The organism is Chryseobacterium sp. HNCC26DJ241, from assembly GCF_057180505.1.
The window spans coordinates 1-21,314 of sequence record NZ_JBXUGL010000040.1 but is presented as its reverse complement, the minus strand read 5'-3'; the positions used below and the strand labels follow the sequence as shown (position 1 = coordinate 21,314).

Sequence of the window (21,314 nt, the reverse complement as noted above, 5' to 3'; positions counted from 1 at the left end):
CTTTATCATGGATGTTTTGACTGTCCAACCCAACAGCGCGCACACAAATATTGAATTTAAATTTATTATTATTATGACAAATCTCTCTTTTCACAAAAAGCTATCGGGTTTTTACCTGATGCTCTTATTTTTTGCTTTTACGCAAAATGTATTTTCACGGACGAATGTTTACCTTGATGTAGCCTCAAAGAATGCAGGAGATGGCTCTAATTGGGATAATGCAAAAGCATTTACCTCCTATTTCGGAGCTTCGTCGCTTCAATTTACCATTCCTGCCAATACCAAAGTGTACATCAAGGAAGGAGCGTATTCTAAAGTAGGCAACAGTTCGCAGGGAGTTATAAGATTAAGCCAGGGCGCATTGATACAAGGAGGTTTTCCCACATCTGCAACGGGAACAGACCGTTCAGGTTATAATCCGGTAGCATATCCCACCAAAATTACCCTTACAGGTGGCTCTTTACAACAGCTTTTTGAACAAGCTACTATGACGGCAGCCCAATCTGCTGAAATAAAGGGTTTAGATATTACTGCAAATGCTAGTACCGCTGCATGGATATTTAGTAACGGAAGCGGCGGACAAGGTGGTACCATGATGTTTACCGACCTGTATGTACATGATATGGTAGCTAATGCTTTTATGCTTCAAGGATCTGCCGGAAGCTCTGTTTTCACCAACTGTTTGTTTAAGGGACTGAGTACGGGAAGTTTTGCTCCGGCTATTTATGTAGGTACAGGGCTTCATCCAATTACTTTTAATAATAGTTCTATAGTAGGATGTACCCAGACAAATGCGGGAGCTGCAGCCAGTGCAGGTATTCTTACGGATTCTAATATAACAGCCAACAACAGTAGTTTCTGCGGGAATGATACAAGTGCAGGAGGAGCCGGATGGGGCGGAGCTGTAGGATCGGGTACAGGAGGTTCTTTTAAACCTACAGGTACGTTTAATAACTGTACATTTAGTAGCAACCTTGCCTACAGTGGCGGAGCTGTTTCTGCAAGTTCTGCAAATTCTGTAATTTTTACCAACTGTAATTTTTACCAAAATATAGCAACTACTAAGGGTGGAGCTTTTTTTAACGGTTCCGGAGGAGGAACGGTTTCTATGACAGGGTGTGTATTTTATAAAAACTCGGTATCATATAATGGTCTTTATGATGGTAACAATGGTGGTGGAGCTATTTATTTTGACCCGAATACCCCTTCAGGCAATACCATTACCAATTGTAAATTTGTTGAAAACTCTGTAACCAATAGAGCAGAAGCCGGAGCTATCTATATTCAGAATGGCACAAACGCAAACGCTACTATTGATGGCTGTATTTTTTATAAAAATACAAAAGGGGGCAATGCTACTATTAACGGCTCAGATTTTTTACTGTTAAGTGGCTCTTCCGGTAATGCTGCTTCAACCATGAAAAATTCGGTTTGGCAGTTGGCTGCTCATTCTTCTTATCAGGAACGATTGAATACATCCGGAACGAAATATATTAATGGAGGAGGTAATACCTATGGAAACCAAGCACCTTCCGGTAATGATGGTGGTGTAGGATCACCTACTTTCAGCTGTCCTACCAAGATTTCGTTTTGTGTAGCAGGATCTTTCGCACCAATCTTAAACTAAGCTGTAGCTTTTATTAATTACAATTTTTTTGTTATGACAAATAATTTATTACATATATATAAAAGAATATCAGGGATTTGTATGCTTTTGATGTTCTTGGTGTTCTCGCAAAACCTATCGGCACAAACCAGTGTTTATCTTGATACTGCCAATAAAGGCTCAGGAGATGGCTCCAGTTGGGATAATGCAAAAGCATTTAATACCTACTTTGGGACTACAGGGACCATGTTTGACATACCAGCTAATACAAAAGTATATATTAAAGCCGGAAATTATAGTATTTTGGGGGCAGGCAGTACAGTTCCAAGAATAAGGGTAGCGAGTGGAGTATTAGTGCAAGGCGGATTTCCTACTACTGCTACAGGAACTGATATTTCCGGATATAATCCTAATGCAAGTGCTACTAAAATTACGGTTACGGGTGGTTCTATCCGGGTGTTGTTTAGCCAGCCTGCCATTACTTCTGCGGAGATTAAAGGCTTGGATATCACCGCAGATTCAAGCACCTGTTTGTGGGCTTATGCTACCGGGAATAATAATTTTTCCATAGGAAACAGTGGTACCATTACTTTTACCGATCTGTATGTACATGATGCATGTGCTATTGCTTTTGATTTTAATACTACCGTAACCAGTGCAGCAGTATTTAATAATTGTTTATTGAAAAATCTATCTACAGGCAGTTTTGCTTCAGCCATTTATTCGAATACTAATGCTACAACCATTACATTTAACAATAGTTCGATAGTTGGCTGTACCAATACCTCTACATTGGGGGGCGGAGCTTGTTTAGTAATGGGAGACTTTAATGCTACCAACAGTAGTTTTTGTGGAAACCAAGCAGCCTTTGGTGGTGGAGCGATACAAGTAGGTAACGGATCTTATTTTTCTACTGCCACTTTTACCAATTGTACCTTTAGTAATAACAGTGTTACAAGTGTTGCTGTAGGTGGGGCTATTATGAACTCAGATGGCTATGTTACCCTTACCAATTGTAATTTTTATAATAATACCGCCTATGGTGGTGGTGCTTATGGATCTAACAGTGGTGTCGGGAATACCCTTACCGCTACCGGGTGTGTGTTTTATAACAATGGTTCTCCCTATACCTTTAATGTAAGTAATGCTAACATTCAAGGAGGAGGAGCTATTTACGTATATCCGAATTCGGGAGTCCATAGCATTAGCAATTGTAAATTTGTTAACAATTATACAAACGGGAGTTTAGGAGGGGCTATATTTATTGTAAATTCAGGAGGTACTACAAGCGCTGCTAATACCATTAGTAATTGTTTGTTCTATGGTAATAATGTAGCAGGTAATACTACAGCCGGACAGGCGTGTTTCCCTGCCGGAAATGGCAATACTCCTGCTGACATAGCATTGTATAATGGTAGCCAATTTGGTACTCACGGAACTTTAACACTTACTAATAATCAATTGCAACTTGCCAATATCAATGGGTATTTAAGCCATGAGTATTTCCCTCGAACAACCGCTCCTGTAAACACTAATTTTATAAATGGTGGTGGTAATACATTCAGTAACTCAAGTAACGGAGGTATCGTAAATCCAACTTTCAGTTGTCCTACGGCGATTACTTTTATTAGTATCAGTGGTAATGTATACAATGATACTAATGGGCTTTCTGATAATACGGTAAACGGAACTGGAACCAATGCAGGGGGAACGCTCAATGCAGTACTTTATAACAATACTTCGGGAACTGTAGATGCCATTTCAACAGTAGCCTCAGGTGGGACTTATAGTTTTGGAGGAATTACAACCTTAGGTAAAAGTTATACCATTTATCTTACCACCGCTACTGCCACAGTAGGACAAACTGCGGTTCCTACTGTAACTCTACCCACTGGTTATATTTCTACCGGTGAAAATCTTGGCAGTGGAGCAGGCAGCGATGGTACTATAAACAGCATATTACCTATTGGTGTAGTAAATGCCAATATAACCAATGCTAATTTTGGTATCACACCAGCAGGGTATATATATGTACACAAAAAAACATTGGATGAATCTTCTAGTGTAGATTTCACCTTTGATGTGAGCGGAGGAACAACATCCGTAAGTAGTTTTCAATTGAATGATAAGCCGGATTGGGTAAGGATAAGGGATATAGGTTCATCACAAAGTGGTCGTTTATATGCTGTTGGCTTAGATGATAAGAATTTATATTATCGAAATGCTGGAAGCACACAATGGGTAAGCACAGGTATTTCAAATATATACAGAGTAGATGGAGGTCCTGGCAATACTTGCTACTATATTGATTGGAATAAAGATACTTACTACTATGATGGAGTTTCCACAACTACAAAAATATCAGGTTGGAATGGCAGTTCCCCAACGTTTGATATAGCCAGTACTTGGTTAGACTTTCAGCCTTATGTAACTTCAGATGATGGAAAGATATGGAGATATAATGGAACTCCTTTTTCATGGACACAAGTAGGTGCATCAACTAACAATCAATACATAGATGGTGACCCATCTTCAGGCAATATTATTGTTTCTAAAACAGATAACAATGTATATAGAATGACCAGTGGTGGTGTAGCTACCAGCTTGGGTAGACCTACAGGAGTAACTGCATCTTCCAATGCAAATGATGTTGCTGTGGATGCCAATGGTAATATATACTCTATTTATCCAAGTGGTTATTTTGTATATAAATGGCAAAGTGGCACTACCTGGTCATCCGGAGAAGTTACATCAAGATCTGTTGCAGCTACAACTTTCCCAATAACAGGGGGTATAGGAGGACAAATGTGGATGGTGTATAATAACTACGGTAGTGATATGTACGGGACTATATTTTCCCGGTCAACAGATGGCAGTAATATATGGTGGATAGATGACGAAAGGGTGCGTACAAATGTAACTAATGGCAACTCAGAAATGATTGCCGTAGTTCCCGGTTCTTATACTATTACAGAAACTGTTCCATCCGGTTGGGATTTGCAGGAAATAGAATTATACGATCCTACTTCAGACTCATCTAAAAATGTTGTGGGCAATAATGCCACGCTTACAGTATCAGCAGGTGAAGTAGTACACACTATCTTCAGAAATGGTGTGGTTAATCCATTTGCCATGACCACCAGCTGTAGTAATGCTTATTTGGAAGATTTTGGAACCGGAGCCATTAACACATATGGAGGACCGCTTATAGGGCAAACCAGTTATCATCTTTCAACCTCTACTACAACTGGTGAAGATGGATACTATAAAATTGTAAGTCGCACCAATCCCGATTTTGCCACTTGGACAGCCTCCATGTTCGACCATACAAACGGATCAGGAAATGGAAGAATGATGGTAGTGAATGCAGCCTATGACCAAAATGAATTCTTCCGTCGTCGCTTTACAGGTCTCATCCCGGGAGTTGTATATAAATTTTCAGCATGGATAGCAAATATATCTGGAGGGATACCCCCTAATGTAAAATTTTCTGTAATAGATCCTACTAATTATAATGTACTTGCAAGCAATACAACAGGAAATATAACAAATTCAGGTGTTTGGAATCAATATGCACTTAATTTCACAGCCACTTCAACAACTATAGATCTTATATTGGTCAATAATACCATTGGTGGTGGGGGAAACGATTTAGCATTGGATGACATTAGTTTTAGCATAAAACCAATTTCATCAATAACAGTAGCAACCACACCTACAACAGCTTCTAATGGTACAATAACAGTTACATCTCCTACAGGAGCAATATATGAATACAGTATAAATGGTACCACCTATCAATCAAGTCCTTCATTTACGGGTCTTCCTTCCGGAACGTATACCGTATATGCACGTTATGTAGGAACTACTGGTTGTGTGGCTACTACCAATGCTACTATATTAGGATTCTGTACACAACCAGCAACACCTGGAACGCCGGATTATTCCTATTCATTGATTGGTATCTCAACTTATGTTGCCAAATCTTCCAACTTCCCGGATGCGGTTTCCAACGGATTCATCGCATTGGAATCTAAAGATAAAGGTTTTGTCATTACCAGAGTGGCCAATGAAAGTGCCATTACCGATCCTAAAGAAGGAATGATCATTTATGACATAGCTGCCAATTGTGTGAAACTCTACAACGGAACAGTGTGGAAATGCATCACCAGAAGCTGTAACAACTAAATAAATGTAACAGCGTAACAATGTAACAATTTAGCAATGAATTAAAAAAATATAAAAAGAAATGAAAAATACAGCATATTTATTACTTCTGTTTTTTGCATATAGCATCACTTCTGCACAGATAGCTGTGGGAAAATCTAATGTAAATGGAAACAGTACCATTTTAGATTTTGAAGATTCAGCCGGGAATATAAGAGGTCTTATTTTGCCTGCTTTGGATACAGCACCGACAGGATTGACCACAGGCAACAACGGTACTTTTATTTTCGATAAAAGTGATCTGAAACTTAAAATGTATGAGAACAATACATGGAAAGCACTTTCGGATGCAGGAAGTTCTACAGGAGCTACCTCAAATACTACTACAGAAACAGGACAGGGAGTGGTAATAGGAGCCGCAAGCAGCAATGCAACAGGAGTTTTGGTACTGGAATCTTCAAACAAAGCCATGATTTTACCAAAAGTAGCCAATCCTCACCTTACGATAAAGTCTCCACACGTGGGAACCATGTGTTATGACACAGTGAGTAAAACTCTTGCGGTTTTCGATGGTACTAATTGGAATTACTGGAAATAAGGGGCAGTATTAGTTTTGGAAAGTTGATTTTCCGGGAGCAAAAAATCTTTTCAGAAATCATATTCAATATGCTCTTTCTGAAAAGATTACCTGAAAAGGTTTTTAGATGGTAAAATTAGAATGAAACAATGAATATTAAGGAAATCCACATCGGCTCATTAATTAAACAAAGAGTGTCGGAATGCGAAATAGATACTATACGCATTTGCAATTTTTTGAAAATTACGGAAAATGATCTGGAAAGAATATATGAATCTAAAAGCCTTGATACAGAAAGCCTTTTGCGTTGGTGCAAATTGTTGAAGTATGATTATTTCAGGATCTATACCCAACATTTAATTTTATATTCGCCTCCTTCTTCAGAGGATCAGTTAGGGAAAACCCAAAAACATCAGTTGCCACAGTTCCGTAAAAATATTTATACTAAGGAATTGATTAATTTTATTCTGGAGCTAGTAGAAACAGGACAAAAAACCAAACAACAGGTAATAGATGAATATCGCATCCCCAAAACGACATTATACAAATGGATAGATAAATATAGAAAAGGAAAGGTAATGTAAAATTAAATGTAAATGAAAATCAGAACATCAAAATCACAACCATTGCTACAGCCTGATTACAAGAAAATCTATGAAGATATTCTTGATATGAAATATCCGGAAAAGAAAAAGGCCTGTTCACGTTTTTTATCGAAGACCAAATTATCGATAATAGATGTGATCCATATCAATGGTATTATTTTCGGGACTGATGATGAAGTTGTAGTGAGGGAGAACCAACGTCATAAATCGTATGACAAGAAGACGATTTTCCGATTTTTAGAATATCAGAAGAAGCACCAGCTTACCAATATCCAGCTTGCCGAACACTTTAAACTCAGTAGAAATTCTATAAGCAAATGGAAGAAAAAATTTCTTGTGGAAAATGAGGAACAGTAAATTATATTTTATTGAGGTCATAGTTTAATTACATACTTATTATATATTTACAATTTTGATTTTTTATAAATTACAAAAATATGCACGAAATTTGTCATGCTGAAAGCATCTCTACAAAGATTATTTAGATTCCTACGGAAACCGAAGATTCGGCGAAGCCAATGACAAACTCCCTGTTTATAAAGATTTTTAAATATGAAGTTAAGTTATCACCTCAAGTATTTTATTTAAAGGAGATTGCTTATTTTTAAGCAATCTTTTTTTATGTTTTATATTATTTGTAGCATCATTATTCTACTTCCGGTTTTTGCTGGTTTTGGAAAAATGGCTGAATTTTTTTTAGGGAAAATAAATAGCAACATTTCCGGAAAATTACTTTCGGGAATTTTCCTGATTGGTGCAGTTTGGACACTCCTTGCTTTTTTTGTCGGAATCAATGTTTACATAGAAGCTGTAACAGTTTTTATAGGCTTTTTGTCTTTTTTTTATTTTAAAATTTATCTTGAATTTTGGCATTTATGTATAAAGAAGTATAAGTCTTTTCTTCCTTTAAGTTTAATAATTATTTTTGCAGGATCGTTCTTTCCATTTATTTTAGATCATTTCGGATATTATGTGCCGACAATCAAATGGATTTCAGAGTTTGGTTTGGTAAAGGGAATCTCCAATCTTGATTTGCTTTTGGGTCAAATGTCAGTCTGGCATATTTTTCAGGCAGGTTTTTCCCATTTTTCAGATCCGTTTTTAAGGATGAATACGATTATTCTCATTGTGTATCTGATTTATATTTTCGAAAAAAAATCTTGGTTGCATCTGGTTTTTGTTCCTTTTTTATTTTTATTTTCCCAATCTCCAAGTCCGGATTTGCCGGTGATTGTTTTTTCCTTAATCATTCTTGATGAGATCCTTTCCGGAAACAAGAATAGCTCAATGCTTTTTGCTCTTTCAATGCTCATTTTTGCAATAAAGCCAACGATGATTTGGATTCCGATGTTTGTTTTTTTGTATGTAATTTTCATCCTGAAATCAAATTTGAAATTTCTCATTTTGGGAAGTTTAGTGATGATTCTTTTTATTGTGAAAAATATTTGGTGTTTTGGCTATCCCGTTTTTCCGGTTCAGTTCGGAGATGTCGGAATTTCGTGGAAACCCAATTCTGAGCTTTTGAAAATTTCTTCACAAACTGCAATTGAAAAAACATTTGATATGCAGTATAAATATTCTGAAATCCAAAAATTTTCTACATTCGACCATATCAAAAATTGGCTTTTCCTGAAAGGAATAAAATCCAAGATCCATATCCTTTTTATTTTAAGTTTGCTGATTTTTACAGTTTTTACCTTCATTAAAAAGAATAAGATCCTTTCCTTTCTTTGCATTTCTGTTTTGGTAAAAAGTATTTTGGTGCTTTTATTTTCGGCACAATACAGGTTTTTCATGGATGTATTTTTTGTGATTGTCTTTGTGTTTTTTTATGATAAGGTTTCTAAAAGAAATATGATGGTAGGCTTTTCTGTTTTCAGTATTTTCTTTTTAGGATTTCTTTCTCTTCCGAATTTGGTGAAAAAATTCGTTCCGAGTTTTAAATTGGGGCAGTTCATGCTTGGTTTTCAAACATCTCAATTGTATGAACCTTCTTATTTTGAATGGAAACAATACAAAACACATCAAATCGGAAATCTGAAATTCAATGTAGTGAAAAAATATCCGTTTAGTTTTGATGTTCCTGTTCCTGCCATTTCTCCGGAGTTTTTGAAAGAAGATTGGGAAGCCGGAATTTTCCCACAAAAAAATTCTGAAAACTTGAAAGATGGTTTTCATTGGCAAAAAATGACAGTGGAAGAAAAGCAAAAACTGCAAAAAATTGTAGATGAAATTTATAAAAAGTAAATTTTCAGAGTTTTTTGCCTTAAAAGACACAAAAGACACAAAAGACACAAAAGACACAAAAGTTTTGTTAAGTTTAAAAACTATAAAAGTTCGCATAAGAAAATCTTTGATTTTCAAAACTTAAATGTTCTTTTTAACAGTTTTAAATTTATTGAGGTCATAACTTAACTTTATATTTAAAAATCCTTATAAACAGGGAGTTTGTCATTGGCTTCGCCGAATCTTCGGTTTCCGTAGGAATCTAAATAATCGTTGTAGAGATGCTTTCAGCATGACAAATTTCGTGCATATTTTTGTAATTTATAAAAAATCAAAATTGTAAATATATAATAGTATGTAATTAAACTTTGACCTCATAAATTTAACTTAAGTGTTTAAAAATTTGTGTCTTTTGTGGTTCTAAATAACGATTATATAATTCAAACAGCTTCTAAGTTTTAAAACCCTCAAAAATCTGCAAGAAAGCACTAAATTTGCATATGTTTACACTCGGAAATTTTCTCACTCTTTCCACATTTGGTGAAAGTCATGGTTTGGCTTATGGTGGAATTCTCAATAATTTTCCGGCAGGTCTGGAGCTGGATTTGGAAAAAGTTCAACTGCAATTGGATCGCCGGAAACCTGGACAATCTGCGATCGTTACACAGCGCAAAGAAAGCGATACTGTAAAATTTTTATCCGGAATTTTTGAAGGAAAATCTACCGGAACTCCAATTGGTTTCATCATCGAAAATGAAAATCAGAAATCCAAAGATTACGAACACATTAAAGACAATTATCGTCCATCTCATGCCGATTTTACATACGATCAAAAATTCGGAATCCGTGATTACAGAGGTGGCGGAAAATCTTCTGCCCGTGAAACGGTAAATTGGGTAGTTGCAGGTGCTTTAGCAAAAAATATTCTTCCGGAAAATGTAGAAATCCATGCCTATGTTTCTTCAGTGGGAGAAATTTTCTGCGAAAAACCATATCAGGATTTGGATTTTTCCAAAACAGAAAGCAATGAAGTTCGTTGTCCGGATGAAGAAACGGCAGAAAAAATGATTTCAAAAATTAAAGAAATTAAAAAGGAAGGAAATACGATTGGCGGAACAATTACTTGCGTTATCAAAAATCTTCCTGTCGGAATTGGCGAACCTGTTTTCGGAAAATTGCAGGCAGAATTGGGAAAAGCAATGCTGAACATCAATGCAGCAAAAGGTTTTGAATACGGAAGCGGATTTTGCGGAGCAAAAATGACAGGAAAAGAGCACAATGATTTGTTCAATGAAGATTTTTCTACAAAAACCAATCTTTCCGGCGGAATTCAAGGGGGAATTTCCAATGGAATGGATATTTATTTTCGGATAGCTTTCAAGCCGGTTGCTACTATTTTGCGACCTCAGGAAAGCGTGGATAAATTTGGAAATCCTGCCATTGTAGAAGGAAAAGGTAGACACGATCCTTGCGTTTTGCCGAGAGCTGTTCCTATTGTGGAAAATCTGGCGGCTTTTGTTCTTGCGGACTTATTTTTGATTAATAAATTACGAAAATTTTAAAAAATAAAACCACAAAATACACTCTGATTGTCCGCAATTGGTCATAATAAAAAACGAAACTTAAAAGCAGTTTGTTTGTAAAAAATCTTTGCATACTTAGCGTTAAAATCAAGCATTATGATTGATAACGGATAATCAAAAAACTTTTGTGTCTAAGAAATTAAATAATGAATAATTTGGAAAACTACTGGGAAAAGGCAATTTCCTACGAACAATACATAAAAGATTCTGAACAAAAAATTGACGAACTTGAAAAAAGTTCCGACGAAAACGATAAAAAATATTTCAACTATTATCATCTTGGATTGACAAGGATGCATCGTCTGGAAAAGACATACAAACCACAAGAAGAACTTTTGGAGAAATTCAATTCCAAAAATTTTAAAGGAAAGTTTTTGGTGATTTCAGAAGGTTGGTGCGGCGATGCAGCTATGATTATTCCCGTAATTCACAAATTTTTTGAAGGAAAAGCAGAAATGCGAATTACCTATCGGGATCAGAGTAATTTGATTGATTCATACCTTACAAACGGTGCGAAATCTATTCCCATTGTTCTTGTTCTGAATGAAAATAATGAAGTAATTTCACAATGGGGACCACGTCCCGAATTTGGAATGGATCTATTAAAAAAGCATAAAGAAAATTCTGAAATTTATGATGTGGATGCATTTCATAATGATTTGCAGATCTATTACACCAAAAATAAAGGAGTGGATATTATTCAGGAATTATTAGAAAAAATATAATATGCAGTTTTTTAGAAAAAATATTTTATATCTCGTTCTTGTAGCATTTTTGGCTGCAATAGTTTTTATCCCCGGATTAAAACTGAAAATTAAAGACCTTTTCTTTCCGGTTGCAGAAATTGAAAATGCAGTTACCATTCCGGAAGAAGATTTTGATATGGATCTAAAGGGAATCAATGTTCCTGATACCAATTTAAAAAATCTGAAAAAAGAAAAATTAGTTTTTTTAAATTTTTGGGGAACTTGGTGTCCGCCTTGTCGTGAAGAATGGCCAACTATCCAAAAATTATACGATACTAAAAAAGATAAAGTAGAATTTGTGCTTATCGCAATGCAGGATAAAGAAGATGCCGTTCGGAAATTTTTGAAAGACAATGAATATTCTGTTCCGGTGTACATTGCACAAAGTCCGATTTCCGATAAAATTCTTCCGAAAGTTTTTCCTACTACTTTTCTTTTAAATAAAGATGGAAGAATCCTTCTGAAAGAAGATGCTTCCAAAGACTGGAATTCCAAATCCGTTCACGAATTTATAGATAATGTAGGCAAATAAAAATTGGTACGGATTTTGCGAATGATGATGTACTAAAAACACTCTATATTAAAAAATGAAATACTCAAAAATCAATTTAGCAAAAGAAGCAATTCAGCACAAAGGCTTTATTAAAAAAATTCCGGACATTTTCCGAATGGTGAATCTTTGGAGAAAAGGAATTTATAAAACCAACAGTATCGATATTATATTGCCTTTTTTGGGAATTCTTTACATTATTTCACCGATCGACATACTTCCGGAAATTGCACTTCCTGTAGTTGGAGTTTTGGACGATTTGGCTATTCTTTACCTTGTTTTGCCAAAACTGATGAATGAAGTAGACAAATTTCTTTTGTGGGAAGCAAGTAAAAAAATGGATGATTCGCAGGTGATTGATGCAGAAATAGTAGAATAAATTTTCATAAATAATAATCTTTTGATCGTCTCTTTTTTGGAGGCGATTTTTTTATTCTGAAAAAAGTAAGGAAATTTGCACCGTGAAAACGTTAATCTCCATTGTCGGAACTACAGGAATCGGGAAAACTCGATTAGCAATTGATTTGGCTAAAAATTTTGAAACTGAAATTATTTCCTGCGATTCTCGTCAATTTTTCAAAGAAATGAAAATAGGAACGGCTGCTCCTTCCGAAGAAGAACTGGCAGAAGTTCCGCATCATTTTATCGGAAATCTTTCGGTAACGGAGTATTATTCCATCGGTCAGTTTGAAATGGATGCCTTGAAAAAAACGGAAGAACTTTTCCAAAAACATGATGTCGCTATTTTAGTTGGTGGAAGCATGATGTATGAAAAAGCCGTAATTGAGGGCTTGAACGATTTGCCTGAAGCCAGTCCTGAAAATCAGCAAAAATTAAATGATATTTGGGAAGAAGAAGGATTTGAAAAACTACAGGAACTATTAAAAGATCTGGACGAAAATTATTACGAAGTTGTAGATAAAAACAATCCGAGACGGATTTTGCGGGCAATAGATGTAATCTGGCAAACCGGAAAAAAATATTCTGAAATTGTTTCTCAACCCAAAAATAAAAGAAATTTCAATGTTATCCGAATTGGTATTGAAGCTCCAAGAGAAATCATCTACGAAAGAATCAATCAAAGAGTGGATAAAATGATGGAGAACGGACTTTTAAATGAAGTGAAAAATTTGACTGATTTTAAAAATTTAACCTCATTAAAGACAGTAGGTTATACCGAGCTTTTCAATTTTTTGGATGGAATCTGGGATTTGGATTTTGCTATTTCTGAGATTAAAAAAAATTCACGAAGATTTGCAAAACGTCAATTAACTTGGTATCGAAATGAAGAAAATATCCATTGGGTAAATTACGAAAACTCACTTTCAGAATCCGTATCTTTGCTATCAACTTTGAATAGCAAACCTTAAACTTTAAATTCATCATGGCACAAACACCTTCCAATATGCTTGCTTTGGGCACAAAAGCACCTTTTTTTGAACTTCCTAATCCTACCAAAAATAATGAACTACAATCTTTAGAAGATTTGAAAGGAGAGAAAGGAACTCTTGTCGTTTTTATGTGCAACCATTGTCCTTTTGTCGTGCATATTATAGATAAGCTGACGGAGCTTTATGAAGATTATCACGAAAAAGGAATTGAATTTATCGCAATCAATTCCAATGATGTAGAAAAATATCCTGCCGATTCTCCGGAAAAAATGATCGAATTCCAGATCGAAAGAAAATTTGATTTTCCATATTTGTACGATGAAAGTCAGGCTGTTGCAAAAGCGTATGATGCAGCTTGTACTCCGGATTTTTATTTTTTTGATGAAAAATTAGATCTGATTTATCGTGGACAAATGGACGATTCCAGACCGGGAAATACGAAAGAAATTACAGGAGAAGATCTCATCATTGCTTTTGAAAATCTATTGGCAGGAGAATTGCAGGAAGAATTGCAAAAACCAAGCATTGGTTGTAATATCAAATGGAAATAAATTATCGAAAAATTAAAAAATACATTATGAAAATTAGAAACTTTGTACTGTTGTTATTTGGACTTTTTTTAATCGTGTCCTGTAATTGCAATAAAAATGAAAGTGAATCAAAAGTTGATTATCAGATTGCTAAGCAATATTTTGTGAAAAATGATTTTAACGAAACGGTCAATAATCCCATAACTTCTCAGGAAGCATTTGATAAAATTTTTGGAATGGCAACTGTAATGGGAAAGGATGGAAAACCAACAGTCATAGATTTTTCCAAAAGTAATGTGGTTGCAATTGTAGAACCTGTATCAGATAAAAATGTAGAATTGAAACCTGTTTCCGTTGAGAAGAAGTCTGACATTATTGAAGTAAAATACAGTAAAAAAGTAGGGGAGGCCCAAAGTTTTACCACTCGGCCAATTTTGCTTTTCATTATTGATAAAGCCAATCAAGGAACTGTAAAAACGGTTGAAGTTAAATAAGATATAAAATAGAAAAATCCATTTCAAAACGAAATGGATTTTTTATTTGAAAAAAGGATTATACTTTTTCTCAAATCCGATGGTTGTAGGATTTCCATGTCCGCTGAAAACCTGTGTTTCATCATCCAAAATGAACAATTTTGTTTTAATTCCGTTAATCAATTGCTCATAATTTCCTTTGAATAGATCGGTTCTGCCGATACTTCCTTCGAAAAGAACATCTCCCGAAATCACAAATTTTTGATTTTCGTTATGAAAAACAATGCTTCCGGGAGAATGTCCGGGAACATGATAAATTTTAAATTTTTCTCCATCAAAATCCAATTCGTCACCTTCGTTTACATATTCTATTTCTACATGTATGGGTTTTACGGATAATCCGAAACGATTGGCAGACATAGGAAACATATCCAGAACTTCTTTTTCTTCCGGATGCATGTTTACCGGAATTTTAAACGTATCGAAAGCCCATTGCAAACCCATAACATGATCGAGATGAGCATGAGTCAGTAAAATTTTTGTAATTTTTAGGTCGTTTTCGTTTATAAAATGATGAAGTAAAGACGTTTCTTTTTCATTCATATTTCCCGGATCAATCAGCCAGGCATTTTTATTGCTATGATAAAGAATGTATGTATTTTCGGATGCGACGTTAAAAGTAAAAATTTGTAAATGAAACATTTTAATTTTTTTGATAATGCAAATTTACAAATTGTAGCTTTGCCTTTCTTGTTTAAAATCTTATCTTCGTAAGTATGAAGTGTATTTCTTTTTTATTTTGCCTTTTTGCGGTTCAGGTTTTCGGACAGACGATTAAAAGTGTTCAGCTTTTCAACCCACAAACTAATGATGAAACTCCTGTAATTGGATTCAACGAACAGTTGGTTTTGCGATTTGATGATCTTTCCAATTCTTCACAAATCTATCGCTATACATTAAAACATTATAACAGAGATTGGCAAGATGATGGGCTTTTTTTTACAGAATTTGCCAATGGAAGTTTGAATGACCTTATTAACAATTTTCAGTATTCTTTCAATACCTATCAGAAATATACACATTACGAACTTTCGTTTCCCAATGCTAAAATACAGCCGAAAATTTCCGGAAATTTTGAAATTGTAGTGTATAAAGATTCCCCTGAAAAACCACTTTTTACCAGAAGATTTTGTGTGGTGGAAGATGGAGTTTCTTTAGGTCTTAATATTTCAAGATATTCAGATGCAAGAAAACCGCAGCTCAATCAGAGGGTGGAAGTTCAGGCTGTTGCAAATGGACAAAATTTAATTACTAATGCCAATAGTATTTCTCTAAATATAATTCAGAATAACAACTGGGGAATTGGAATCTATAATCAGAAACCGAGTTCTACTTTGGGGAATAAAATGCTTTTCCAACAATTAAATTTAGTTTTTCCCGGAAATAATGAATTCTATTATTTCGACAATAAAATTATCGAACAACCTTTTGATATGATTAGTAAAGCAGAAAATATTGATGGGGTTAATTATACCTACCTTTTTCCGGTTTGGGCATTTCCGTTGAATTATCAGTACCAGCCGGATGTAAATGGAGCTTTCTATTTCCGTAGAAACGATTTGGGGATTGAGCGTGATGCTGATAGAGAAGGGGATTATTCATGGGTGCATTTTGCATTGGATTCGGAAAAAACAGATAAAGAAATTTATGTATTAGGAGCTTTTAATGATTATATCCCATCAAAAGAAAGTAAAATGAATTATGATGATGAAGCGAAAAAATATATTGCAAAAATATACCTGAAGCAAGGTTTTTACAATTATATTCTTGCAACAAAAAATACTGACGGAAGTCTGAATTATGGAGAAATCAACGGAAACTTCTGGCAAACGGAAAACTTGTATCAGGCATTTATGTATTACACTCCTTTCGGAAGAAATTATGACGGATTGATCGGCTATGGAGAATTCCGAACACCGGTTCGATAAAAAAGAAAGAGAATTAATATAAAATTAATCCTCTCTCAAACAAATCCCCTTTTATGAATGTTAATCTCTTTTTTCTTTGAATACCGCCGTTATAAGAAGGCTGTTTTCGAAATAATCTATAATATAATGAATATGTATCGGAAAATCCTCCATAGTAATAACGTTTACTTCATTATATTTAGTTTCCGCCGTTTCAGGATGGTAGGAGATTTCCGTGATTGAATTTTTCAGATTTTCTAAAAATTTTTTTCCGTCACCATTATTTTCTGCATTGAAAACCCTCATCAATAAGCGGATATCGTTTTTGGCAATAGATGAAAGCAATATTTTCATTAGGCAAAATTGTTTTCCAAATCACTGATATTCTCAAAGAAATCAAGTTTAGTTTTTGGATTTTGCTTATGAAAATTAAGACGCTCAAAAACTTCATCCATTTGGAATTGCGGAATTGAAATCGTTTTCTGAAATTCCAGTTGATCTATCATTCTGGACAATTTTTCTATAAGTTCAGGATTTAGATAATCGATCTTTCTCTTCAATGTTTCAATACTCGCATTCATAATTTTTATTGCTTTTAATAAATTACCCCATCATTTTTATAAGGCAAATGTAATAAAATATATTTAAAAACAAATATACCCTATAAATTTTATGGGGTATTTTGTAAAAAAAATGTTTTTTAAGAGTAATTGCTTGAAAAAACAAAGGTGCTTTAAAAAAAAAAATTATAGTTTAAGTTCCGAAATTATAATTTTATAATGATCACAGTCTTCAAAACAGATTCCGTGCTTTTTCCAGTAAGGATTTTTAGGGGTAATAAGTGGAATATTATATTTTTCTAAATTTTCCAGAATTTTTTGATAATGTGAAATTTTTGTGGGATAAAATACTAATAGATCGTCATCATCAAAGGTGGAAGCAGGATTGTCTTCATTTTGTGTAAATTCAAGATGCCAGCTTTCGCCTTCCAATTCAAGAAAAACTCCGTTATATCCATCATGATCTTCAAATTTTCCCAAAATTTTGAATTCCAGAATAGTAGTATAAAACTGAATAATGTTTTCTAATTTATTGGTATGACGAGCGTATCGAAAAATCATTTGTTCAAAATATTTAAAAATTAAAAAACCGCAATTTTCTTGCGGTTCTATATTTTATCCATTTACGGCTTCTACTTTTTCCACCAGATCAGGAAGAAATTGTTTTAAGAGATTTTCAATTCCTCCTTTCAATGTTGCGGTAGAACTTGGACAGCCGGAACACGCTCCCTGCAAAAGCATTTTTGCTGTTTTATGTTCTTCATCATATTCTATCAAAGAGATTTTTCCACCATCATTTTCTACAGCCGGAGCTACATATTCGGTAAGAATATCAGAAATTTTCTGTTCATTATCGGTATATTCTCTGTTGATGATTTTTTCTACAGGGTTTTCATGTTTTTGCGGTTCGATATTGGAAACCGTTCCTCCGTTTTGCATATACTCGGCAATTAGGCTTCTCACAGCCATCATTACTTCATGCCATTCTACAGTAGCATCTTTTGTAACCGCTACAAAATTATCCGAAACAAAAACTTCTTTTGCAAAATCGAATTCGTCAAAAATTGCTTTTGCCAATGGAACTTCATCAGCTTCATCTCTTGATTTTACTTCTACAAAACCTTCAATAATCAATTTTGAAGAAACAAATTTCATTACGTTTGGATTTGGAGTCATTTCCGCATAAATTGGGAAGAGTTCCTTTTTTTTCTGAAGATAAATCCTTGGATTGGCCAAAAGCTCATCTTCAATTACATTTTTCAGATTTTCTGCTACTAAATCCCATTCTACGGTATCTTCTTTTGCAATAGCAATAAAATTTGCCGTGATAAAAATTTTGGAAACAAACGGATAGTTAAATAATTCCTGAGCAATCGGAATTTCGGAGATATCAGAATCCCTGTCTAATTCTAATGAACCGGGAATCAAAGTGTAATCCGCCACGAATTTCATCACTTTAGGATTTGCTGTTGGTTCTATATATATTTCTCGCATTTTATGATTAAATTTGAGCTACAAAAATACGGATAAGAAGTCGGAAGTCGTAAAATAGAATTTAGATTTTTGCTATCACTATAATTTAAAATTAACACATTATCAAATCCTCGAATTTAAATCATGGCACTTATAAAATCTCTTTTAGGAAAAACCCCGCAAATCGGAGAAAACACTTTTTTAGCTGAAACTGCTACAATTATTGGTGATGTGGAAATGGGGAAAGAATGCAGTATTTGGTATAATGCTGTCATTCGTGGAGATGTTCACTATATCAAATTGGGAGATAAGGTAAATGTTCAGGATAACGCAATGTTGCACTGCACGTATGAAAAGTTCCCGTTAAATATCGGAAATAATGTTTCTATTGGTCATAACGCAATTGTACATGGTTGTACAATTCAGGATAATGTTTTGATAGGAATGGGCGCTATTGTAATGGATGATTGTCTGGTGGAAGAAAATTCTATAGTTGGAGCCGGATCTGTGGTTACACAAGGCACTCATATAAAATCCGGAGAAGTTTGGGGAGGAATTCCGGCTAGAAAAATTAAAGATATTTCTACTGAACTTTTGGAAGGTGAAGTGAATAGAATTGCCAATAATTATGTGAAATATTCCTCGTGGTATAAGCAATAATGTAAGTCTCAATTTTGGTGTTGTTCACCTGAGCGATTTCTTTCGGGAGTGGCTTATTTACTCTGGTGGAAGATTATTCAAGTTTGGTGGGTGTCTATTCAAGATTTGCGGAAAGCTATTCAACTTTGGAAGTAGATTACTCAACTTTGGCAGGTGTCTATTCAAGTTTGAAAGTAGTAAATTCTATTTCAAAATAAGCCTCAAATATTTTAACACAAGCTCCAATTACTTTCACACAAGGTTCACATATTTTTACATATGGCTCAAATGTTTTTGTATAAAGCTCATATATTTGTCTAATACAAACAAAATGCGGTTATTATTAGCCTTTTAAGTATAATTATTATGATGACTTTTGGTAAAAAAATAGCATTGCTTCGTAAGGATTTAGGATTGAGCCAAACAGAACTGGCTAAAAGTCTTAACACTTCGGTAAGTGTGATTTCTCGTTATGAAAGAGATGAGATGACACCATCCGTAGACACGGCTAAAAAACTGTCGGAGCTTCTCGGTTCTACCGTTGGTTATCTGCTTGGAGAAACTGACAACGCCAATCTTTTTAAAGATCCTGCAATGCTGCAAAGATTATCCGATTTGGAAAATATGTAGAATGAAGATAAAACCAACATCTTACATGTTCTTGACAACTTTATTAAAGCCGTATAACTTAAAAATATTGCCGCTTTATAATACACAAAAACCACTGCATAAAACAGTGGTTTTTTATTATTATCCGCTCCTCAAAGTTATAAACTTTGCGAAGCGGTGGTTATCTTTATCACGCAAAGTTATAAACTTTGAGGAGCGGAGGAAGCTTAGGTTAGTTATCATTTAAAGTTATTTCCAAAATCTCTTTGACCTTTAGTTCCCATACTCCTCCTGAATACTCTTCCCATACTTTTTTTGCTTCCAAAAAATCCTCCAAAACGTCATTATTACCAATATGCTGAGTAATTGAATTAAGAAAAAAAGAATATTTTATCGGAATATGATAAATAATTACATCATTATCTTTTATATAGGCAAAATGTACATTGAGATCATTATCTATATCAATAACAAATGCTTTTCCATTTTCATCATCATTTAAAGACCAAATCTGACCTGTTTCAATTCTTTTAGTTTCCAATTACTAATAATGTTTTATTATTATTTCTTGCCATTAATAAAAATCTATAAAATAAATCTTCTTTAACATTTTGTTGCTCTAATAATTCAATCAGATAATTAATATGGTTTTGATATAATCTAAAATCACCATATATATCAAACAGATTATCATATTTTTTATTGAAAATTTTAATAATATTTTCAAATTTTGAAAATTCTGAATCAGAAATATTAAATAAAATCTGGCTTTTGTTATCTATATCTAAAAAATTAACTGACATATTAATCTGCTTTTTGAGGAAATGAAGTTACAATTTTACCTTTCTTTTTATCTACAATTACTCTATGAGAAGTTTCTCCTTTTGTACCGATGACTCTCTTAAATGTTTTTTCGTATTTTGTTCTCTTTCCCTGTTCGGTTACCTTGTCGGGGTTTTTAATGGTTTTCTGCTGAAGCTTTTCTTTTTGTGCAGGTTTTGAATATTTACTTTTCTCTGGATATTTTGTTCTATCAACATGCCTATTATCAGTATGTTTTGTATTCCTTAAATTTTGCGAAGAATTATACATCATTACACCTCCAAGACCCATTTTTACCGTTCCAGTAAGAATCAATCCTCCTCCAACAGCCATTCCTGGAACTCCTACTTCAGCACCAACCACAGAAGCCGTAGCAACTTCGGAAGCTGCCAAAGTAGCTCCTCCTGCTCCAATATCTCCCGCTCCAGATGCAGTTAAAAATGCTCCTGCAACTCCAGATGCTACATTTCCGTTTAAAACACCTTTATTATATGCTACTGAACCATCGTTGTATCGTTGGGCTAAGTTTCCTCCAGTTATATTATCTATAACTGCTAATCCAAAACCCTTTAAACCATTACAGCATCCTTCTTCGACACCATCTTCTGGAGCTCTACCATCTGGGTCATTGAGCTTTATCGGGTTATTATAAACATAAGCGTAAGGATCTTCTGTATCTTCAACCAATGGATCTAACTGCATCCATCTACCTACATCAGGCATGTATTGTCGCCATCCATAATCGTAAAAACCCGTCTCCTGAAGTTCTTTACCGTTGTACTTGTAGTTG

At 34.5% G+C, this 21,314-nt stretch carries 24 protein-coding genes; 16 read left to right on the top strand and 8 right to left on the bottom strand.

The genetic code is table 11. The features are described from left to right. Window positions 1–73 precede the first annotated feature (73 nt). The 13 genes from AC2A1C_RS14345 to AC2A1C_RS14285 all read left to right on the top strand — a co-directional run bounded on the left by AC2A1C_RS14345 (window position 74) and on the right by AC2A1C_RS14285 (window position 14,475). Complete coding sequence (locus tag AC2A1C_RS14345) at window positions 74–1,627, top strand: right-handed parallel beta-helix repeat-containing protein (protein WP_484026549.1); 1,554 nt, start codon at window positions 74–76, stop codon at window positions 1,625–1,627. Window positions 1,628–1,660: 33 nt separating this feature from the next. After that, the gene (locus tag AC2A1C_RS14340; protein ID WP_484026547.1) at window positions 1,661–5,794 is read left to right on the top strand and encodes a beta strand repeat-containing protein; all 4,134 of its coding nucleotides are present in this window, start codon (window positions 1,661–1,663) and stop codon (window positions 5,792–5,794) included. A gap of 61 nt (window positions 5,795–5,855) precedes the next feature. Further along, window positions 5,856–6,371, top strand: a complete 516-nt coding sequence (locus AC2A1C_RS14335) for a hypothetical protein (protein WP_484026545.1) — start codon at window positions 5,856–5,858, stop codon at window positions 6,369–6,371. A 128-nt stretch (window positions 6,372–6,499) separates the two neighbouring features. Further along, window positions 6,500–6,934: a transposase gene (locus tag AC2A1C_RS14330; RefSeq protein WP_484026544.1), complete on the top strand. Its 435-nt coding sequence runs from the start codon at window positions 6,500–6,502 to the stop codon at window positions 6,932–6,934. 12 nt (window positions 6,935–6,946) lie between these two features. Beyond that, the gene (locus AC2A1C_RS14325) at window positions 6,947–7,312 is read left to right on the top strand and encodes a helix-turn-helix domain-containing protein (protein ID WP_484026542.1); all 366 of its coding nucleotides are present in this window, start codon (window positions 6,947–6,949) and stop codon (window positions 7,310–7,312) included. A gap of 264 nt (window positions 7,313–7,576) precedes the next feature. Beyond that, window positions 7,577–9,202 carry an LIC_10190 family membrane protein gene (locus AC2A1C_RS14320; RefSeq protein WP_484026541.1) on the top strand — a complete coding sequence of 542 codons (1,626 nt, stop codon included), beginning with the start codon at window positions 7,577–7,579 and terminating at the stop codon, window positions 9,200–9,202. 479 nt (window positions 9,203–9,681) lie between these two features. Continuing rightward, the gene (gene aroC / locus AC2A1C_RS14315) at window positions 9,682–10,743 is read left to right on the top strand and encodes a chorismate synthase (RefSeq protein WP_484026540.1); all 1,062 of its coding nucleotides are present in this window, start codon (window positions 9,682–9,684) and stop codon (window positions 10,741–10,743) included. Between the two features lie 167 nt (window positions 10,744–10,910). Then, window positions 10,911–11,489 (top strand): thioredoxin family protein, encoded by a 579-nt coding sequence (locus AC2A1C_RS14310; RefSeq protein ID WP_484026539.1) that lies wholly within the window; start codon window positions 10,911–10,913, stop codon window positions 11,487–11,489. Between the two features lies 1 nt (window position 11,490). Continuing rightward, window positions 11,491–12,042 carry a TlpA family protein disulfide reductase gene (locus AC2A1C_RS14305; RefSeq protein WP_484026538.1) on the top strand — a complete coding sequence of 184 codons (552 nt, stop codon included), beginning with the start codon at window positions 11,491–11,493 and terminating at the stop codon, window positions 12,040–12,042. Between the two features lie 55 nt (window positions 12,043–12,097). Then, the gene (locus AC2A1C_RS14300; RefSeq protein ID WP_484026537.1) at window positions 12,098–12,439 is read left to right on the top strand and encodes a YkvA family protein; all 342 of its coding nucleotides are present in this window, start codon (window positions 12,098–12,100) and stop codon (window positions 12,437–12,439) included. An 82-nt stretch (window positions 12,440–12,521) separates the two neighbouring features. Beyond that, window positions 12,522–13,430 carry a tRNA (adenosine(37)-N6)-dimethylallyltransferase MiaA gene (gene miaA, locus AC2A1C_RS14295; protein ID WP_484026536.1) on the top strand — a complete coding sequence of 303 codons (909 nt, stop codon included), beginning with the start codon at window positions 12,522–12,524 and terminating at the stop codon, window positions 13,428–13,430. Window positions 13,431–13,444: 14 nt separating this feature from the next. Next, window positions 13,445–14,002 (top strand): thioredoxin family protein, encoded by a 558-nt coding sequence (locus tag AC2A1C_RS14290; protein ID WP_484026534.1) that lies wholly within the window; start codon window positions 13,445–13,447, stop codon window positions 14,000–14,002. 26 nt (window positions 14,003–14,028) lie between these two features. Then, entirely contained in the window at window positions 14,029–14,475 is a 447-nt protein-coding gene (locus tag AC2A1C_RS14285; RefSeq protein ID WP_484026533.1) for a hypothetical protein, read from the top strand. Window positions 14,476–14,517: 42 nt separating this feature from the next. On the opposite strand, the gene AC2A1C_RS14280 is transcribed toward AC2A1C_RS14285, so the two are convergent. After that, window positions 14,518–15,156 (bottom strand): MBL fold metallo-hydrolase, encoded by a 639-nt coding sequence (locus AC2A1C_RS14280; RefSeq protein WP_484026532.1) that lies wholly within the window; start codon window positions 15,154–15,156, stop codon window positions 14,518–14,520. Between the two features lie 74 nt (window positions 15,157–15,230). On the opposite strand from AC2A1C_RS14280, the gene AC2A1C_RS14275 reads away from it, so the two are divergent. After that, window positions 15,231–16,442 (top strand): type IX secretion system plug protein, encoded by a 1,212-nt coding sequence (locus tag AC2A1C_RS14275; RefSeq protein WP_484026531.1) that lies wholly within the window; start codon window positions 15,231–15,233, stop codon window positions 16,440–16,442. Between the two features lie 60 nt (window positions 16,443–16,502). Here AC2A1C_RS14275 and AC2A1C_RS14270 read toward each other — a convergent pair whose 3' ends face one another. From AC2A1C_RS14270 to AC2A1C_RS14255, 4 genes are all read right to left on the bottom strand, one after another. Next, the gene (locus AC2A1C_RS14270) at window positions 16,503–16,775 is read right to left on the bottom strand and encodes a hypothetical protein (RefSeq protein WP_484026529.1); all 273 of its coding nucleotides are present in this window, start codon (window positions 16,773–16,775) and stop codon (window positions 16,503–16,505) included. Next, entirely contained in the window at window positions 16,775–17,002 is a 228-nt protein-coding gene (locus AC2A1C_RS14265; protein ID WP_484026528.1) for a hypothetical protein, read from the bottom strand. The genes AC2A1C_RS14270 and AC2A1C_RS14265 overlap by 1 nt, the downstream gene beginning before the upstream one ends. Before the next feature lie 165 nt (window positions 17,003–17,167). Beyond that, entirely contained in the window at window positions 17,168–17,542 is a 375-nt protein-coding gene (locus AC2A1C_RS14260) for a VOC family protein (protein ID WP_484026527.1), read from the bottom strand. Between the two features lie 54 nt (window positions 17,543–17,596). Beyond that, window positions 17,597–18,475: a NifU family protein gene (locus tag AC2A1C_RS14255; RefSeq protein WP_484026525.1), complete on the bottom strand. Its 879-nt coding sequence runs from the start codon at window positions 18,473–18,475 to the stop codon at window positions 17,597–17,599. Window positions 18,476–18,598: 123 nt separating this feature from the next. Here AC2A1C_RS14255 and AC2A1C_RS14250 point away from each other — a divergent pair, with 123 nt between their 5' ends. Next, the gene (locus AC2A1C_RS14250) at window positions 18,599–19,114 is read left to right on the top strand and encodes a gamma carbonic anhydrase family protein (RefSeq protein WP_484026524.1); all 516 of its coding nucleotides are present in this window, start codon (window positions 18,599–18,601) and stop codon (window positions 19,112–19,114) included. Between the two features lie 348 nt (window positions 19,115–19,462). Continuing rightward, window positions 19,463–19,723 carry a helix-turn-helix domain-containing protein gene (locus AC2A1C_RS14245; RefSeq protein ID WP_484026523.1) on the top strand — a complete coding sequence of 87 codons (261 nt, stop codon included), beginning with the start codon at window positions 19,463–19,465 and terminating at the stop codon, window positions 19,721–19,723. Between the two features lie 211 nt (window positions 19,724–19,934). On the opposite strand, the gene AC2A1C_RS14240 is transcribed toward AC2A1C_RS14245, so the two are convergent. The 3 genes from AC2A1C_RS14240 to AC2A1C_RS14230 all read right to left on the bottom strand — a co-directional run. Further along, entirely contained in the window at window positions 19,935–20,243 is a 309-nt protein-coding gene (locus AC2A1C_RS14240) for a hypothetical protein (RefSeq protein ID WP_484026522.1), read from the bottom strand. Then, complete coding sequence (locus tag AC2A1C_RS14235; protein WP_484026520.1) at window positions 20,233–20,505, bottom strand: hypothetical protein; 273 nt, start codon at window positions 20,503–20,505, stop codon at window positions 20,233–20,235. Before AC2A1C_RS14235 ends, AC2A1C_RS14240 begins: the two co-directional genes overlap by 11 nt. Before the next feature lies 1 nt (window position 20,506). Beyond that, window positions 20,507–21,314: RHS repeat-associated core domain-containing protein (locus AC2A1C_RS14230; RefSeq protein ID WP_484026519.1), on the bottom strand; the 808-nt coding region annotated here is incomplete at its 5' end.

Excerpts from the sequence above, each read along its gene's own strand:
- AC2A1C_RS14345 (WP_484026549.1), top strand. The coding sequence starts at position 74 with ATGACAAATCTCTCTTTTCACAAAAAGCTATCGGGTTTTTACCTGATG.
- AC2A1C_RS14340 (WP_484026547.1), top strand. The coding sequence starts at position 1,661 with ATGACAAATAATTTATTACATATATATAAAAGAATATCAGGGATTTGT.
- AC2A1C_RS14335 (WP_484026545.1), top strand. The coding sequence starts at position 5,856 with ATGAAAAATACAGCATATTTATTACTTCTGTTTTTTGCATATAGCATC.
- AC2A1C_RS14330 (WP_484026544.1), top strand. The coding sequence starts at position 6,500 with ATGAATATTAAGGAAATCCACATCGGCTCATTAATTAAACAAAGAGTG.
- AC2A1C_RS14325 (WP_484026542.1), top strand. The coding sequence starts at position 6,947 with ATGAAAATCAGAACATCAAAATCACAACCATTGCTACAGCCTGATTAC.
- AC2A1C_RS14320 (WP_484026541.1), top strand. The coding sequence starts at position 7,577 with ATGTTTTATATTATTTGTAGCATCATTATTCTACTTCCGGTTTTTGCT.
- aroC (WP_484026540.1), top strand. The coding sequence starts at position 9,682 with ATGTTTACACTCGGAAATTTTCTCACTCTTTCCACATTTGGTGAAAGT.
- AC2A1C_RS14310 (WP_484026539.1), top strand. The coding sequence starts at position 10,911 with ATGAATAATTTGGAAAACTACTGGGAAAAGGCAATTTCCTACGAACAA.
- AC2A1C_RS14305 (WP_484026538.1), top strand. The coding sequence starts at position 11,491 with ATGCAGTTTTTTAGAAAAAATATTTTATATCTCGTTCTTGTAGCATTT.
- AC2A1C_RS14300 (WP_484026537.1), top strand. The coding sequence starts at position 12,098 with ATGAAATACTCAAAAATCAATTTAGCAAAAGAAGCAATTCAGCACAAA.
- AC2A1C_RS14290 (WP_484026534.1), top strand. The coding sequence starts at position 13,445 with ATGGCACAAACACCTTCCAATATGCTTGCTTTGGGCACAAAAGCACCT.
- AC2A1C_RS14285 (WP_484026533.1), top strand. The coding sequence starts at position 14,029 with ATGAAAATTAGAAACTTTGTACTGTTGTTATTTGGACTTTTTTTAATC.
- AC2A1C_RS14280 (WP_484026532.1), bottom strand. The coding sequence starts at position 15,156 with ATGTTTCATTTACAAATTTTTACTTTTAACGTCGCATCCGAAAATACA.
- AC2A1C_RS14275 (WP_484026531.1), top strand. The coding sequence starts at position 15,231 with ATGAAGTGTATTTCTTTTTTATTTTGCCTTTTTGCGGTTCAGGTTTTC.
- AC2A1C_RS14270 (WP_484026529.1), bottom strand. The coding sequence starts at position 16,775 with ATGAAAATATTGCTTTCATCTATTGCCAAAAACGATATCCGCTTATTG.
- AC2A1C_RS14265 (WP_484026528.1), bottom strand. The coding sequence starts at position 17,002 with ATGAATGCGAGTATTGAAACATTGAAGAGAAAGATCGATTATCTAAAT.
- AC2A1C_RS14260 (WP_484026527.1), bottom strand. The coding sequence starts at position 17,542 with ATGATTTTTCGATACGCTCGTCATACCAATAAATTAGAAAACATTATT.
- AC2A1C_RS14255 (WP_484026525.1), bottom strand. The coding sequence starts at position 18,475 with ATGCGAGAAATATATATAGAACCAACAGCAAATCCTAAAGTGATGAAA.
- AC2A1C_RS14250 (WP_484026524.1), top strand. The coding sequence starts at position 18,599 with ATGGCACTTATAAAATCTCTTTTAGGAAAAACCCCGCAAATCGGAGAA.
- AC2A1C_RS14245 (WP_484026523.1), top strand. The coding sequence starts at position 19,463 with ATGACTTTTGGTAAAAAAATAGCATTGCTTCGTAAGGATTTAGGATTG.
- AC2A1C_RS14235 (WP_484026520.1), bottom strand. The coding sequence starts at position 20,505 with ATGTCAGTTAATTTTTTAGATATAGATAACAAAAGCCAGATTTTATTT.